At 70.4% G+C, this 13,795-nt stretch carries 16 protein-coding genes and 1 pseudogene; 8 read left to right on the forward strand and 9 right to left on the reverse strand.

Annotation, left to right across the window (positions count from 1 at the left end):
* Positions 1 to 17 precede the first annotated feature (17 nt).
* The 4 genes from gnd (at position 18) to CGL27_RS37580 (ending at position 3,690) form a co-directional block, all read left to right on the forward strand.
* Positions 18 to 1,052, forward strand: a complete 1,035-nt coding sequence (gene gnd, locus CGL27_RS37565; protein ID WP_119992147.1) for a phosphogluconate dehydrogenase (NAD(+)-dependent, decarboxylating) — start codon at positions 18 to 20, stop codon at positions 1,050 to 1,052.
* Positions 1,049 to 2,503 carry a glucose-6-phosphate dehydrogenase gene (zwf, locus tag CGL27_RS37570; protein WP_078640118.1) on the forward strand — a complete coding sequence of 485 codons (1,455 nt, stop codon included), beginning with the start codon at positions 1,049 to 1,051 and terminating at the stop codon, positions 2,501 to 2,503. The genes gnd and zwf overlap by 4 nt, the downstream gene beginning before the upstream one ends.
* The gene (locus CGL27_RS37575; RefSeq protein WP_119992148.1) at positions 2,500 to 3,114 is read left to right on the forward strand and encodes a DNA-3-methyladenine glycosylase I; all 615 of its coding nucleotides are present in this window, start codon (positions 2,500 to 2,502) and stop codon (positions 3,112 to 3,114) included. The genes zwf and CGL27_RS37575 overlap by 4 nt, the downstream gene beginning before the upstream one ends.
* A 96-nt stretch (positions 3,115 to 3,210) precedes the next feature.
* Positions 3,211 to 3,690, forward strand: a complete 480-nt coding sequence (locus CGL27_RS37580) for an SDR family NAD(P)-dependent oxidoreductase (protein ID WP_240450774.1) — start codon at positions 3,211 to 3,213, stop codon at positions 3,688 to 3,690.
* On the opposite strand, the gene CGL27_RS37585 is transcribed toward CGL27_RS37580, so the two are convergent.
* Entirely contained in the window at positions 3,687 to 4,586 is a 900-nt protein-coding gene (locus CGL27_RS37585) for a LysR family transcriptional regulator (protein WP_107439011.1), read from the reverse strand. The genes CGL27_RS37580 and CGL27_RS37585 overlap by 4 nt on opposite strands.
* Positions 4,587 to 4,657: 71 nt before the next feature.
* Between CGL27_RS37585 and CGL27_RS37590 the strand changes: the two genes are divergently transcribed.
* The 4 genes and pseudogenes from CGL27_RS37590 (at position 4,658) to CGL27_RS37605 (ending at position 6,489) form a co-directional block, all read left to right on the forward strand.
* Positions 4,658 to 4,993, forward strand: coding sequence for a zinc-binding dehydrogenase (locus CGL27_RS37590; RefSeq protein ID WP_240450775.1), 336 nt, complete (start codon positions 4,658 to 4,660; stop codon positions 4,991 to 4,993).
* Between the two features lie 262 nt (positions 4,994 to 5,255).
* Positions 5,256 to 5,303: pseudogene (locus CGL27_RS53270) on the forward strand (hypothetical protein); the annotation flags it as partial.
* 43 nt (positions 5,304 to 5,346) lie between these two features.
* Positions 5,347 to 5,514, forward strand: a complete 168-nt coding sequence (locus CGL27_RS53275) for an SDR family oxidoreductase (RefSeq protein ID WP_276147892.1) — start codon at positions 5,347 to 5,349, stop codon at positions 5,512 to 5,514.
* 174 nt (positions 5,515 to 5,688) lie between these two features.
* Positions 5,689 to 6,489 carry an HD domain-containing protein gene (locus CGL27_RS37605; RefSeq protein ID WP_119992149.1) on the forward strand — a complete coding sequence of 267 codons (801 nt, stop codon included), beginning with the start codon at positions 5,689 to 5,691 and terminating at the stop codon, positions 6,487 to 6,489.
* Here the strand turns inward: CGL27_RS37605 and CGL27_RS37610 are convergent.
* The 8 genes from CGL27_RS37610 to CGL27_RS51140 all read right to left on the reverse strand — a co-directional run bounded on the left by CGL27_RS37610 (position 6,423) and on the right by CGL27_RS51140 (position 13,276).
* The gene (locus tag CGL27_RS37610) at positions 6,423 to 6,764 is read right to left on the reverse strand and encodes a hypothetical protein (RefSeq protein ID WP_205587815.1); all 342 of its coding nucleotides are present in this window, start codon (positions 6,762 to 6,764) and stop codon (positions 6,423 to 6,425) included. The two genes, CGL27_RS37605 and CGL27_RS37610, sit on opposite strands and share 67 nt — an antisense overlap.
* A gap of 177 nt (positions 6,765 to 6,941) precedes the next feature.
* Positions 6,942 to 7,706, reverse strand: coding sequence for an SDR family oxidoreductase (locus tag CGL27_RS37620; RefSeq protein WP_078640113.1), 765 nt, complete (start codon positions 7,704 to 7,706; stop codon positions 6,942 to 6,944).
* Between the two features lie 221 nt (positions 7,707 to 7,927).
* Entirely contained in the window at positions 7,928 to 8,527 is a 600-nt protein-coding gene (locus CGL27_RS37625; protein ID WP_078640112.1) for a TetR/AcrR family transcriptional regulator, read from the reverse strand.
* Positions 8,528 to 8,641: 114 nt separating this feature from the next.
* On the reverse strand, positions 8,642 to 9,271 hold the full coding sequence (gene kdpC, locus CGL27_RS37630; RefSeq protein WP_119992150.1) for a potassium-transporting ATPase subunit KdpC: 630 nt from the start codon (positions 9,269 to 9,271) through the stop codon (positions 8,642 to 8,644).
* Positions 9,272 to 9,310: 39 nt separating this feature from the next.
* Positions 9,311 to 11,380, reverse strand: coding sequence for a potassium-transporting ATPase subunit KdpB (gene kdpB / locus CGL27_RS37635; protein WP_119992151.1), 2,070 nt, complete (start codon positions 11,378 to 11,380; stop codon positions 9,311 to 9,313).
* Positions 11,380 to 13,044: a potassium-transporting ATPase subunit KdpA gene (gene kdpA / locus CGL27_RS37640; RefSeq protein ID WP_119992152.1), complete on the reverse strand. Its 1,665-nt coding sequence runs from the start codon at positions 13,042 to 13,044 to the stop codon at positions 11,380 to 11,382. Before kdpA ends, kdpB begins: the two co-directional genes overlap by 1 nt.
* Positions 13,044 to 13,133, reverse strand: coding sequence for a K(+)-transporting ATPase subunit F (kdpF, locus tag CGL27_RS37645; RefSeq protein ID WP_119992153.1), 90 nt, complete (start codon positions 13,131 to 13,133; stop codon positions 13,044 to 13,046). The genes kdpA and kdpF overlap by 1 nt, the downstream gene beginning before the upstream one ends.
* A complete protein-coding gene (locus CGL27_RS51140) occupies positions 13,130 to 13,276 on the reverse strand; it encodes a hypothetical protein (RefSeq protein ID WP_205587816.1) in 147 nt (48 codons plus the stop codon). Before CGL27_RS51140 ends, kdpF begins: the two co-directional genes overlap by 4 nt.
* Positions 13,277 to 13,795 lie beyond the last annotated feature (519 nt).

Here is a 13,795-nt window from a genome sequence, read left to right on the forward strand (position 1 = left end):
ACGTGACAGGAGAGCACATGGCTACCGACACCCCCATGCAGCTCGGCATGATCGGGCTCGGCCGGATGGGCGCGAACCTCGTGCGCCGGCTGACGCGCGACGGACACCACTGTGTGGTCTATGACGTCAACGAGAGCGCGGTGCGGGAGCTGGAAGGCGAGGGCGCCGTCGCCGCCCGCTCACTCGGCGACCTGGTGGCGAAGCTGGAGCGGCCACGGGCCGTCTGGCTGATGCTGCCCGCCGCCGTCGTACAGTCCACCCTCGATCAGCTCACCGACCTCCTCGACCCGGACGACGCGGTCATCGACGGTGGCAACTCCTACTACCGCGACGACATCACCCGCGCGGCACAGCTCGCTCCGCACCGCCTGCACTATCTGGACTGCGGAACCTCGGGCGGTGTCTGGGGACTTGAACGCGGCTACTGCCTCATGATCGGCGGCGAGCAGGAGCCCGTCTCCCGGCTCGACCCCATCTTCCGCACCATCGCGCCCGGCACCGGCTCCGCCGAGCCCACACCGAGCAGGCAGGCCAACGGGTCGGCGCCGGAGGGCTATCTGCACTGCGGTCCGAGCGGGGCCGGCCACTTCGTGAAGATGGTCCACAACGGGGTCGAGTACGGAATGATGGCCGCGATCGCCGAGGGGCTCAGCATCATCGAGCACGCGGACGCCGGGCTTCGCAAGCGCTCCGCGGACGCGGAGACCACCCCGCTGCGCGAGCCGGAGGCGTACCAGTACGAGATCGACGTCGGTGAGGTCGCCGAGGTGTGGCGCCGCGGCTCGGTCGTGGGCTCCTGGCTCGTCGACCTCACCGCGGACGCACTGGCCAGGTCACCGAAGCTGGACGAGTTCACCGGGCGCGTCTCGGACTCCGGCGAAGGGCGGTGGACGGTACTGGCCGCGGTCGACGAGGGCGTACCCGCCGCCGTGATCACCACGGCGCTCAGCGACCGGTTCGAGTCCCGGGGCCTCGGCGAGTTCGCCGACCGGGTGCTGTCCGCCATGCGCAGTGAGTTCGGCGGACACGCCGAGAAGCGGAGTGGGCGATGAGCGGGCCGGACGACCATGTGATCGTGCTCTTCGGCGCCACGGGGGACCTCGCCAAGCGCAAACTCCTGCCCGGGCTGTTCCACCTCGCCACGGCGGGCCTCCTCCCCGACGGCTACCGCATCGTGGGCTCGACACCGGCTCGCTCGGCCATGAGCGACGACGCGTTCCGCACCCTGGCGCACGACGCGGTCGCCACCTTCGGACGGTCCAAGCCGACCGGGCCGGTGTGGAAGTCCTTCGAGGAGTCGCTGTCCTTCGGCGCCGCCGACCCTCAGGACCCGGGCCCGCTGCTCGCCGCCGTACGAGCCGCCGAGGACTCGCTCGGCGGGCCGTCACGCAGACTGTTCCACCTGGCCATTCCGCCCTCGGCGTTCGCGTCCGTCATCGGCATGCTCGGCGACACGGACCTGGCGGAGAACGCGAAGGTGATCGTGGAGAAGCCCTTCGGCACCGACCTCGCGTCGGCACAAGCGCTCAACGAGACGATCCACACCGTGTTCGACGAAACCCGGGTCTTCCGCATCGACCACTTCCTCGGCAAGGAGTCGGTGGACAACATCCTCGCTCTCCGATTCGCCAACGGGATGTTCGAACCCATCTGGAACCGGGACCACATCAGCTATGTGCAGGTCGACGTTCCCGAGACGCTCGGCCTCGAAGGCCGTGCCCACTTCTACGAAGGCACCGGGGCCTTCCGCGACATGATCGTCACGCATCTGATCCAGGTGCTCGGCATCGTGGCGATGGACCCACCGGTCTCGCTCGCCGCCCAGCCGTTGCGCGACGAGAAGGACAAGGTCTTCGAGGCGTTGCGCCCCATCGACCCCGCGCATGCCGTGCGCGGCCAGTACGAGGGCTACCGCGACGAACCGGGTGTGGCCCCCGATTCGTCGACCGAGACCTTCACCGCGCTGCGGATGGAGGTGGACAACTGGCGGTGGGCCGGAGTCCCGTTCCACCTGCGCTCCGGCAAGAGCCTCGCCCAGCGCCGCCAGGTGATCACCCTCGGGCTGCGCGAACCGCCCCTGCGGATGTTCGCCACCGACCTCGCCGATCAGCGGCAGGACCGCGGCAACAAGATCGTGATCGACTTCGGGGACCCCGGGTGGATCGCCGCCGCCTTCCTCGCCAAGGAGCCCGGCCCGGCCATGCGGCTCGAACCGGCGACGATGACCTTCGGCTACGCCGGCTCCTTCTGCGAGGAAAACGGACTCGAAGGCTACGAACGCCTGATTCTGGACGCCATGCTGGGCGACCAGTCGCTGTTCACCCGGTCCGACGGCATAGAACACATCTGGAGGGCGTCCACGCCCCTCCTCGAGAACCCACCGCCGGTCCAGCCGTACGCCCCCGGCTCATGGGGCCCCGAACCGGCCATCAGCGACCTGATCGCACCACACCCGTGGCATCTGCCGGAAGCCGTCCAGATGTTCCCCGGAACCGGCACATGACCGACCGCCGCTGCGCGTGGGCGCTGAGCTCTGAGGTGATGGCGGCCTACCACGACACGGAGTGGGGCCGTCCCGCGCACGACGATCAGCACTTGTTCGAAATGCTGCTCCTGGAAGGAGCCCAGGCGGGGCTGTCCTGGTCGACCGTGCTGAACAAGCGGGAGAACTACCGCCGCGCCCTCGACGGGTTCGACCCCGAGATCATCGCCTCCTACGACCAGTCACGGCTGGCCGACCTGCTCGCGAACGACGGAATCATCCGCAACCGACTGAAGATCGCTTCGACGGTGAAAAACGCCCGCGCCTTCCTCGGCATCCGGGAAGCCTTCGGCTCTTTCGACACCTACCTGTGGGACTGGGTGAAGGGCACCCCCATCGTGAATCACCCGGCGCCCGGCGATCCGCTGCCGGGCAGTACCGACCTGTCCGACCGTATCGCCAAGGACCTCAAGCGCCGCGGTTTCACCTTCGTCGGCACCACGATCGTCTACGCCTATCTGCAGGCGGTGGGAGTCGTCGACGACCATGTCGACGGCTGCCCCGCGAAATCACGCCAGAGCCGTCCGTCCGCGCACCGCACACATCGCCACAGCCATCGGTTGACGACATGAGCCCCCGCCCTGCCCTGACCCGCACCGGTTGCGGTCCCCGGTCGCGGGTGCTGCTGTGGAAGTGCGGCAACTGGCCCGTCGCGAAGGGATCCGGCCATGACATCCGCGTCCATGCGGGGGAAGGTCGCGCTGGTGACCGGGGCCACCAGCGGCATCGGCGCGGCCGTGGCGGAGGCGGTGGCCGAGCGCGGCGCGCACACGCTGGTCGCCGGCCGCGACGCGGCCCGCGGCGAGGCCGTTGTCGGGACGATCCGGGAGCGCGGCGGGAGAGCCGACTTCGTGGGCGCGGATCTACGCGACGCCCAGTCGGTGCGACGCTTCGCGCGGGACGCCCTGGGGCGGGGCGGCGGCCGGGTCGACATCCTGGTCAACAACGCGGGCATCTACCCCTTCGGGCCGACGGCGGAGACGGAGGAACGCCTCTACGACACGGTGTACGTGCTCAACGTCAAGGCCCCGTTCTATCTGGTGGCCGAACTCGCCCCGGGGATGGCCGACCGGGGCGGCGGAGCGATCGTCAACGTGAGCACGACCGCGGCCGCCGCGGCCCCTGTCGGCGCGTGTGGGATCGACTAACCGGCGGCCGGCTGCTCGAACGCGGCGATGAGCCGCCCCAGATCCTGGCGCCGAGAATCGGCCGACCACACCGCCCACGTCCGGCGCAGGAGCGGGTGGCCGACCAGCGGCGACCACACCACTCCCGCGGGAATGGGCTGCGACCAGTCCGGTGGAGCCATCGCGAAGGCCCGCCCGGCGCTGACGGCCGCCAGTTTCACCTCCGCGATCAGCCGCTGTCCCTTGGGCGCCTGCGCTCCGGGATCGAGGCCGTGGCTGCGCAGGATCGCCGTCAGCTCGTCGTACCAGGCGGGGCTGTCCGCACGCGGGAAGGACACCCACTCCAGCCCGGCCAGCGCCTCCAGGGGGATGCCCTCCGGCCCGGCCAGCTCCGCCGCCTGCTCCGCGGCCACCAGCACGCCCAGCCGTTCCTTGTTGACCACCATCGCGTCGAATTCCTGCCCGGTGGGGCGCTCCCGCAGCAGTCCCAGCTCGAGCTCGCCGGCGTGCAGCGCGGCCAGCTGCTCGGAGGTGGACAGATGCCGGGCCCGGACCCTGGTGTGGGGGCATGCCTCGGCCAGCTCGGTGAGCGCGGGACTGAGCAGGCGCGAGGGGAACTCCAGCGGAATGCCGATCCGCAGCACCCCGCCGCCCCCGCCGGTGTACCGGGCCATCGTCCGCAGCGCCTGATCACGCCGGGCGAGCATCGCCCGCGCCTCCCCGAGCAGCGCGGACCCCGCATCCGTGGGCCGCACCCCGGTGCTGCTGCGCACCAGCAGCTTCACCCTGAGCTCCCGCTCCAGAGCGCTGACCGTCTGGGACAGCGCCGGCTGGCTGACGTGCAGCCGCCGGGCCGCGGCCGAGAAACCGCCCTCTTCGACCACTGCCACAAAGGAATGCAACTCCCGCAGGTCCATGGGCCTATCGCACCACGGCCGGAAGGCTCGATCCACGACCGGCCACAGCCTGCCCTGATGGCCCTCAAAAGGTGCGCCACCGCGCCGGGTTTCGCCCGATAGCGAGCGGCACCTCGCGCAACCGCGAGCGCTTCGCCCTGCTGGAGGAACTCGACGTGGAACGGGCCGAGTTGGAGGAACCGCACCTCTCCGAGCGGATCCCCGAAGCCACGCGGCTCGACGCGGTGCTCGACCTGGTGGGCAACACCACCATCCTCGACTCCCTGGCCATGCTGCGCCGAGGCGGCCGCGCCTGCCTGGCGGGCCGGCTCGGCGGACTCGACCCGATCAGGGACTTCAACCCGCTGCCCGCTCTCCGATGTGCCGCTCCAGGATGGTGGTCGTCCTCGACTGACCGCCCACCGTGAGGCGCTTTCCTCATTTCAGGCAAGGCGACCCCCAGAGGTATCGAGAATTTCCTTTCCCGGCCTGATCAGGGAATTCCCGGATTCGGGCGCGAGTACTTTTAGCGGTCATAAGCAGAGCCGCGTCGTGGTCGCTTCCCGGTGATGCCGTCCGGATCGTCCGGCCAGGACCGGCCCGAGGATCAACTGCCGTGAGGTCGACTGAGTTGGATCACACCACCCAGGAGGAGAAGACGTGAGCGAGGACCGCTTCGCGGGCAAGGTTGTGCTCATCACCGGCGCCGGATCCGGCATCGGTGCCGCCGCGGCGCACCGTTTCGCACGCGATGGCGCCACCGTGATCGTGGTCGGACGCCATGGCCGCGTTCCGTCAGCGCATCCCCATGCAGCGCGCGGCCGAGCCCGAGGAAGTCGCCGACGTCATCGCCTTCCTGGCCAGTGCCGATGCCCGGTTCGTCAACGGCGTCCAGATCCCGGTCGACGGCGGGCTCAGCGCCTCCTCGGGGCAGCCCCGCATGTTCTGAGCGGCGGTCCCCTTCCGGGTAGCGGTTCTCGGCAGCCGGAAGACCGGGGCCCACGTCGCCGAGACGAGTGCCAGGTGGCGAGAATCGGGAGCTGATTGGCATTCTCGCCGCTGTTTGACTCGACGGCATATTCGTAGGCTCTCGGCATCAACCGCTGACGAGAAAGCTCCTCTCATGACCGACGAGAACAAAAGCACAAAGAAATTCGCCCGGCGCACGATGCTGCAACACAGCGCCGGTATCGCCGCGGTGGGAGCGATATCCGCGCTCACCACCGCGGCATCCGCCGTGCCTGCCGCCGCACGTACCACCGGGGCGAAGCCGACAGCGGGCACCCTGCCCTCGACCGTTGCCGGAGTCCGCATCCCCGGCAGCGGACTGGCCCGGGAAGCCGTGACGTACGCACAACGCGTGTGCTCCGAGACGCTCTTCAACCATTCCCTGCGGACGTATCTCTTCGGCACGCTGATATTCGACCGACGCGGCGTCACCTACGACCGGGAACTCGTTTTCGTCGCCGCGGTTTTGCACGACCTCGGACTGATCGAGGCGTTCCAGACCCCGACCGAGCGCTTCGAGGTCGACGGCGCCGACGCCGCACGGAAGTTCCTGACGGAACGGCATATGTCGGCCGAACGGGCGGAAGTGGTCTGGGACGCCATCGCCCTGCACACCAGCGTCGGCATCGCGACGCGGAAGAGGCCGGAGATCGCCATGATCTCCGTCGGCTCCGGTATGGATTTCGCCGGAAACGACCTCCAGCGGATCCCGTCCGACGCACTTGATGACGTGCTCACCGCCTTCCCCAGGAAGGGGTTCAAGAAGGACGCGATCGACACGATGATGTCGCTGTGCCGCACCAAGCCGATGGCGGAGCTCATGCACCCCTTCGCCGAGGTCGGCCGCCGTCATATCCCCGACTTCTCCGTGCCCACCGTGGAGGATCTGGTGCTCGCCGCGCCCTTCACGGAGTGATGGAGCCGTCCCGGTACGGCGCCGGGAAGGGCGGTCAGCGCGGCCGGCATCGCCTCCGGGACCTCCTCGGCGGGGTAGTGGCCACAGCCGGGCAGGACATGACTCTCCACGTCGTCCGCGGCGAGCCGCATCGTGTTGCCGACCGCCTCGCCCAGGTTCTCCGCGCCCGCTAGGGTCGGAACGGGGAGGGTCAGCCGCCGGGTCCTGCGCTGCTGGTCGTCGCCGTCAACCAGTCGCTGGCCGTGCTGAGCCGCGCCGGTGCATCGGACGCGCAACTGCGCTCCGTGGTCCGGTGTGCGTGCACGACGGTGGCGGACACCCTCGCCCGCACGACAGGCGAGGGCGCCGCGCGAGGTTGGCGCGGCGCCCCGTGGGCCTGGGCACACCCGCCGGATCAGGGCCGGGTCGTCGGCGTACACGTACGCGTACGCCGTGCCGCGACCGCTCGGCCGCTACGCCGCGATGACGGCCGCCGTGGTGCGGCCGCCGTCGACGTCCAGCACGATGCCGTGGACGAACGCGGCCTCGTCACCGGCGAGGTAGACCGCGGCGTGTGCGATGGCCCGCGGACTTCCGACGCCCCCGGCCGGGGTGCCGTTCATCATGACGTCGCCCGGGTGCACCTCTCCGGGTACGGGGGTGTGGACCACTCCGGGAGAGATCGCGTTCACCCGCACGCCGCGCGGGCCGAACTCGGCCGCCCAGGCTCGCGTCAGGGTCTCCATCGCGCCCTTGGTGGAGCTGTAGAGCGCGCCGATGGGGATGCCCAGCCGCGCGATCCAGGACCCCAGATTGATGACCGCTCCGCCACCGGCCTCGGCCATGGCCGGAGCGATCGCGGCGGTCAGGAAGAACGGCGCCTTCACGTTCACCGCGTAGACGCGGTCGAAGGTCTGCTCATCGGTGTCCGCGGTGCTGTCACCGGGGTAGACGCCGGCGTTGTTGACCAGGATGTCGATGCCCCCGCCCAGGGCGGACGTCGCCGCCTCGGCCAGGGCGCGGGACGCCTCGGCGCTTCCGTCCAGATCCGCCGTCACGAAGTCGGCCCGGCCGCCCCGCGCGCGGATGGCGCCGACGACCTCGGCGCCCCGCTCGGCGCTGCGCCCGGACACGATCACGTGCGCGCCCTCGGCGGCGAACATCTCCGCGATCGCCCGTCCGATGTTGCTGGTCGCACCGGTTACCAGAGCCCTCTTGTCCTGCAGCCGTCCACTCATCACGCGCTCCTGCCACGCTCGTCATCCGCGCCATCGATGTCCCGCGGGACGCGACCTCGATCTCGATCAGGCCAGGCGCGCGGGCACCGCCCGGATCCGCCCGGGGGTCATGCCACTGTGCGAAGAAAAAAATGGACTTGCAAGTCCATTCGCCGCCGCCGCGCCGCGCCGCGGACTGCCCGTCGCCGCCGGGTCGACCTGCCCGTCCGCCGTCACCCCGATCAGGCGGCGGCGCGTCGCAGATCCCCGATGCCCTGATCGAGCGCGGCCCGCAGATGCTCGGCTCGGCCGGTCGACTGGAGAATCGCCACGCCACCCTGGATGCCCGCCAGCAGGGCGGCCGCGCGGTGCTCGACGTCCAGGTCGGCGGGCAGGTGTCCGGCCGTCTGCAGGGCCCGGATACCGGTGGCCAGGCTCCCCTGCCACTGGCGCATCAGCGCCACCACCACCTCCCGGGCGCCCGGGGTGGAGCGGCCCAGATGGAGGACCAGTGAGCCCAGCGGACACTCCTCACCCTGCTCCTCGTAGCGCTCGACCACCACATCGCGCCACCGCTGCCACGCCTCCCAGGAGTCCAGACACCCGAGGTAAGGCTGCTGGTCCTCCAGGACCTGGTCGGCCTCGTGGTGTGCGACGGCCAGCAGCAGTTCGTCCTTCCCGGCGGGGAAGTAGTGGAACAGCTGGCTCTTGCTGGTGTGGGTGCGCGCCATGACGTCATCGAGCGTGGCGATCGACACGTCCTTCTCGCGCAGCACCGCGGCCGCGCCCTCGATGATCCGGTTCCGGGTGGCCTTCCCCTTTGCCGTCAGCTCCTTGCGCATGACGTCCCCTCTCGACTGGACTGGCTGGTCCAGTCTACTGAGCGAGGTTCCGGGTCAGGGCCGCGGTGGTGCGAACGGCGTTCGGCCCGGTGGCAGCCGTGCGCGCCGGGCGCCTCATCGGTGGTCGGCCAGTGCGGCATTGAGCTGGACGACGTTCACCCGCCGCTCGCCCAGGAAGCCGAGGACGCGGTCCTCGACGTGGGCGGTGACCAGCGCGTGCACGGTCGCCGGCCGCAGCCCTCGGGTCCTGGCGACCCGGTTCACCTGCTCATAGGCGTACGCCGGGGAGATATGCGGATCGAGGCCGGAGCCGGAGGCGGTGACCGCGTCGGCCGGGACGTCCCTGGGGGCGACGCCGTCGAACCTCGCGACCGCGGCACGCCGCGCCTCGACCGACCGGACCAGGACCGGGTTGTTGGGGCCGAGGTTGGAGGCCCCGGTGGCCAGGGGGTCGTAGCCGCCGGCGGACGGGCGGGGCTGGAACCACGCGGGATCGGGTCTGAGTGTCTCGTTGGGATTCCCCGGGTGGGTCTTGGGGAGGGCGAAGTTCTGGCCGATCAGACTGGAGCCCAGGACCGTGCCGTGCCGGGTGATCCGTGAGCCGTTGGCCTCGTGCGGGAAGGCGCCCTGGGCCACTCCGGTGACGGCGAGCGGGTAGAGGACGCCGGTGACGACGGTGAGCACGAGCAGGATCCGCAGGGCGGACAGGTGGGTGCGGACCACGGTGGGAAGCGAGCGGGTCACGGCGATGCCTTCTTCCGGGGCGTCCTGGCGGGGCGTCGGTCAGCGGAGTCCGGGGATGAACTGGACGACCAGGTCGATGAGTTTGATGCCGAGGAAGGGCAGCACGAGCCCGCCGAGGCCGTAGACCCCGATATTGCGACCGAGCAGGTCCGCCGCCGAGGAGGGCCGGTAGCGGACACCGCGCAGGGCGAGCGGGATCAGCGCGACGATGATCAGGGCGTTGAAGATGATCGCGGAGGCGATGGCCGAGGTCGGGCTGTGCAGCCGCATGACGTTGAGCTTCTCCAGGCCCGGATAGACCACGGTGAACATCGCGGGGATGATGGCGAAGTACTTCGCCACGTCGTTGGCGATGGAGAAGGTGGTCAACGCACCGCGCGTGATGAGCAGTTGCTTGCCGATCTCCACGATCTCGATGAGTTTGGTGGGGTCGGAGTCGAGGTCGACCATGTTGCCGGCCTCCTTGGCGGCCGACGTACCGGTGTTCATCGCCACCCCGACGTCCGCCTGGGCCAGTGCCGGGGCGTCGTTGGTGCCGTCGCCGGTCATCGCCACCAGCTTGCCGCCCGCCTGCTCCCGCCGGATGAGCGCCATCTTGTCCTCGGGCGCGGCCTCCGCCAGGAAGTCGTCCACCCCGGCCTCCTCGGCGATGGCCCGCGCGGTCAGCGGATTGTCGCCGGTGATCATGATCGTGCGGATGCCCATCCGCCGCAGCTCATCGAACCGCTCCCGCATCCCGTGCTTGACCACGTCCTTGAGGTGGATCACGCCGAGCACCCGGGCGGCCGCGCCGTCGGCGCGTTCGGCGACCACCAGCGGGGTGCCGCCCTCCTGCGAGATCCGGTCCACGACCGCCTGGACATCGGCGCCGGACCGGCCACCGTGACCGGCCACCCAGCCGGCGACGGCCGAGGCGGCGCCCTTGCGCACCTGACGGCCGCCGATGTCCACCCCGCTCATCCGGGTCTGCGCGGTGAAGGGCACGAACCGGGCCTCGCCCAGCTCACCCTCGTCCCGCGCCCGCAGCCCGGACGTCTCCTTCGCCAGGACCACGACCGAACGGCCCTCCGGCGTCTCATCGGCCAGCGACGACAACTGCGCGGCGTCCGCGAGCTCTTCGACCGCCGTCCCGCCCACCGGCAGGAACTCGGCGGCCTGGCGGTTGCCGAAGGTGACGGTGCCGGTCTTGTCCAGCAGCAGGGTGTTGACGTCCCCGGCGGCCTCCACGGCGCGGCCGGACAGGGCGAGGACATTGCGCTGGACGAGGCGGTCCATACCGGCGATGCCGATCGCGGACAGCAGTGCGCCGATGGTGGTGGGGATGAGCGCGACCACCAGCGCGACCAGGACCACGATGGACTGCTCGGCCCGGGCGTAGATCGCGAACGGCTGCAGGGTGACCACGGCGAGCAGGAAGATGATGGTGAGCGAGGCGAGCAGGATGTTCAGCGCGATCTCGTTCGGCGTCTTCTGCCGCGCCGCGCCCTCCACCAGCGCGATCATCCGGTCGATGAAGGTCTCCCCGGGCCTGGAGGTGATCTTCACGACGATCCGGTCCGACAGCACCTTCGTACCGCCGGTGACCGCCGAACGGTCGCCGCCGGACTCGCGGATGACCGGCGCCGACTCGCCGGTGATCGCCGACTCGTCGACCGAGGCGACGCCCTCGACCACATCCCCGTCCCCGGGGATGAGCTGCCCCGCCTCGACCAGCACATGGTCGCCCAGCCGCAGTTCCGCGGCCGGTACCTCCTCCTCCGGCGCCCCCGTCGCCCCCGGCCGCCAGTCCACGAGCCGGCGGGCGACCGTGGCGGTCTTCGTCCGCCGCAGCGTCTCCGCCTGGGCCTTGCCCCGTCCCTCGGCGACGGCTTCCGACAGCGTGGCGAAGAGGACGGTCAGCCAGAGCCAGACGGTGATGACCCAGGCGAAGACGCTGGGACTCCGGCAGGCCAGCGCGGTGGTGAGCAGCGCGCCGACCTCCACCACGAACATCACCGGGTTTCTGACCATGCCCCGCGGGTCCAGCTTCCTGGCGGCGTCGGGCAGGGAGGCGATGAGCTGTTTCGGGTCGAGCAGACCGCCGGAGACGGGGCGGGATGGTGAGGACACTACTGGAGCCCTTCCGCGAGCGGTCCCAGCGAGAGAGCGGGGAAGTAGGTGAGGCCGACGACGATGAGGACCACGGCGGTCAGCAGACCGACGAACTGCGGCCGGTGGGTGGGCAGCGTCCCGGCCGTGACCGGCACCGGGGTCTGCCCGGCGAGCGACCCGGCCAGCGCCAGGACGAACACCATCGGCAGGAAACGGCCGAAGAGCATGACGAGGCCGAGCGCGGTGTTGTACCAGGCGGTGTCGACGCCGAGCCCGGCGAAGGCGGAGCCGTTGTTGTTGGCGGCCGAGGTGAAGGCGTACAGCACCTCGGAGAAGCCGTGCGGTCCGGGGTTGAGCATCCCGGCGCGCTCGCCGGGCAGTGCCATCGCCAGGCCCGCGCCGACCAGCACGATCGCGGGGGTGGTCAGGATGTACAGGGAGGCGAACTTGATCTCCCGGCTGCCGAGCTTCTTGCCCAGGTACTCGGGGGTGCGCCCGACCATCAGCCCGGCCACGAAGACCGCGATGACCGCCAGGATGAGGATGCCGTAGAGACCGGAGCCGGTACCGCCGGGCGCGATCTCGCCCAGCATCATGTTGAAGATCGTCATCCCGCCGCCGAACGGCGAGTACGAGTCGTGGAAGGAGTTGACGGCTCCGCAGGAAGTGAGCGTGGTGGAGGCGGCGAAGAGGGCCGAGGCCCAGATGCCGAACCGCTGTTCCTTGCCCTCCATCATGCCGCCCGCCGCATGGCCCGCCTGGCTGCTGACACTGTGCAGCTCGTTGACGGTGACGACGGCGACCGAGGCGGCCCAGATCAGCGCCATGACCGCCACGATCGCGTAGCCCTGGCGGTTGTCCCCGGCCATCCGGCCAAAGGTGCGCGGCAGCGCGGAGGAGATCACCAGCAGGAGGTAGATCTCCAGCCAGTTGGTGAAGGCGTTGGGGTTCTCGAAGGGGTGGGCGGAGTTGGCGTTGTAGAAGCCGCCGCCGTTGGTGCCCAGCTCCTTGATGGCCTCCTGGGAGGCCACCGGGCCTCCGGTGACGCTCTGGTGGCCCCCGGCGATGGCCGGGATCGAGTCGACGCCGTGGAAGTTCTGGATCACACCGCCCGCCGCCAGCACGATCGCGAAGACGAACGCGAGGGGGAGGAGGACCCGCAGCACGATCCGCGTCAGGTCCACCCAGAAGTTGCCGACCCGGTCGGTCTCCTTGCGGGTGAAGCCGCGGATCAGGGCGGCGACGACGGCGATGCCCACCGCCGCCGAGACGAAGTTCTGCACCGCGAGCCCGGCCATCTGCACCAGATGCCCCAGGGCCGCCTCGCCGGAGTACGACTGCCAGTTGGTGTTGGTGACGAAGGACGCGGCCGTGTTGAAGGACTGGGCCGGAGGCATCGGCTGCCTGCCGAGCGACAGCAGCAGATGGTTCTGCAGCCGCAGGAATCCGTACAGGAAGAGCACCGACACCGCGGAGAACGCGAGTACCCCGCGCAGATAGGCGCTCCACCGCTGATCGGCGTCCCCGTCCACCCCCGCCAGCCGGTAGACCAGCCGCTCGGCGCGCAGTTGCCGGGGCGTGGTGAGGACGCGGGCGATGTAGTCGCCCAGCGGCCGGTAGGAGAGGGCCAGCGCCGCCACCAGCGCCAGCACCTGGAGCCAGCCCGCGAGGGTGCCGCTCACTAGAACCTCTCCGGGAAGATCAGGGCCAGCACCAGATAGCCGAGCAGGGCCGCGGCCACGGTCAGTCCCACGAGGTTGTCGGCGCTCACAGTCGGCCGACTCCCTTCGCGACCGCGCCGATGACGGCGAACACGGCGATGGTCAGGACGATGAACACCACATCTGACATGCGGACAACTCCCCGGCGGGTCGGGTCGTAAGGGCCGCCGTGACCGCGTACCACCTCGGTCACCGACGACCCTTGTTAGCGCGACCTCGATGTCCTGTCCGACGACGTCGACGGTGTTTTGGCGCAAATCGAGCCGATGGAGTGAACGGTGGTATCGGATCCCGGTCATCGGGCGCCGCGGTCCTGACGTTCGCCTGACGTCGGCCACACGGGTCCATCAGGGCCGCGTCAATCCCCGAGGGCATGGCGTCAGGGTGGCGACAAGGCCCATGGATCGCCCATCCGCGCCGTGCGAGGTTGAGTCTCGCGGCGGAGAGAGCCGCGGAACGGCCGCTCAGCGGTGTGTGGGTATCAGCGCGATGACCAGCACTGTCGCCGCTGACACCGCGGGCCGGCGCGTACACGGTGCACGGCACCGTTACCTGAGTGCGCGTCGGTTCCCGTGGGGGCACCGCCTTCCGCCCTCCCCGCTCTCTCCGCCGCATGCCAAGGCCCCGCGGGGGGCGGCCTGCACGCCGCCCCCGCGGGGCCCTTGGTGTGGGGGCGGTGGCCGCTCCACGCGGTCACCGCCCCCGTCGTTAC

It is taken from the genome of Streptomyces sp. 11-1-2, from assembly GCF_003595545.1.
GTDB classification, from domain to species: Bacteria; Actinomycetota; Actinomycetes; order Streptomycetales; family Streptomycetaceae; genus Streptomyces; species Streptomyces hygroscopicus_B.

Excerpts from the sequence above, each read along its gene's own strand:
- CGL27_RS37585 (WP_107439011.1), bottom strand. The coding sequence starts at position 4,586 with ATGGACCTGCGGGAGTTGCATTCCTTTGTGGCAGTGGTCGAAGAGGGC.
- CGL27_RS37625 (WP_078640112.1), bottom strand. The coding sequence starts at position 8,527 with ATGCGCAAGGAGCTGACGGCAAAGGGGAAGGCCACCCGGAACCGGATC.
- CGL27_RS37605 (WP_119992149.1), top strand. The coding sequence starts at position 5,689 with ATGACCGACGAGAACAAAAGCACAAAGAAATTCGCCCGGCGCACGATG.
- zwf (WP_078640118.1), top strand. The coding sequence starts at position 1,049 with ATGAGCGGGCCGGACGACCATGTGATCGTGCTCTTCGGCGCCACGGGG.
- CGL27_RS37580 (WP_240450774.1), top strand. The coding sequence starts at position 3,211 with ATGACATCCGCGTCCATGCGGGGGAAGGTCGCGCTGGTGACCGGGGCC.
- CGL27_RS37575 (WP_119992148.1), top strand. The coding sequence starts at position 2,500 with ATGACCGACCGCCGCTGCGCGTGGGCGCTGAGCTCTGAGGTGATGGCG.
- CGL27_RS53275 (WP_276147892.1), top strand. The coding sequence starts at position 5,347 with ATGGCCGCGTTCCGTCAGCGCATCCCCATGCAGCGCGCGGCCGAGCCC.
- gnd (WP_119992147.1), top strand. The coding sequence starts at position 18 with ATGGCTACCGACACCCCCATGCAGCTCGGCATGATCGGGCTCGGCCGG.
- CGL27_RS37620 (WP_078640113.1), bottom strand. The coding sequence starts at position 7,706 with ATGAGTGGACGGCTGCAGGACAAGAGGGCTCTGGTAACCGGTGCGACC.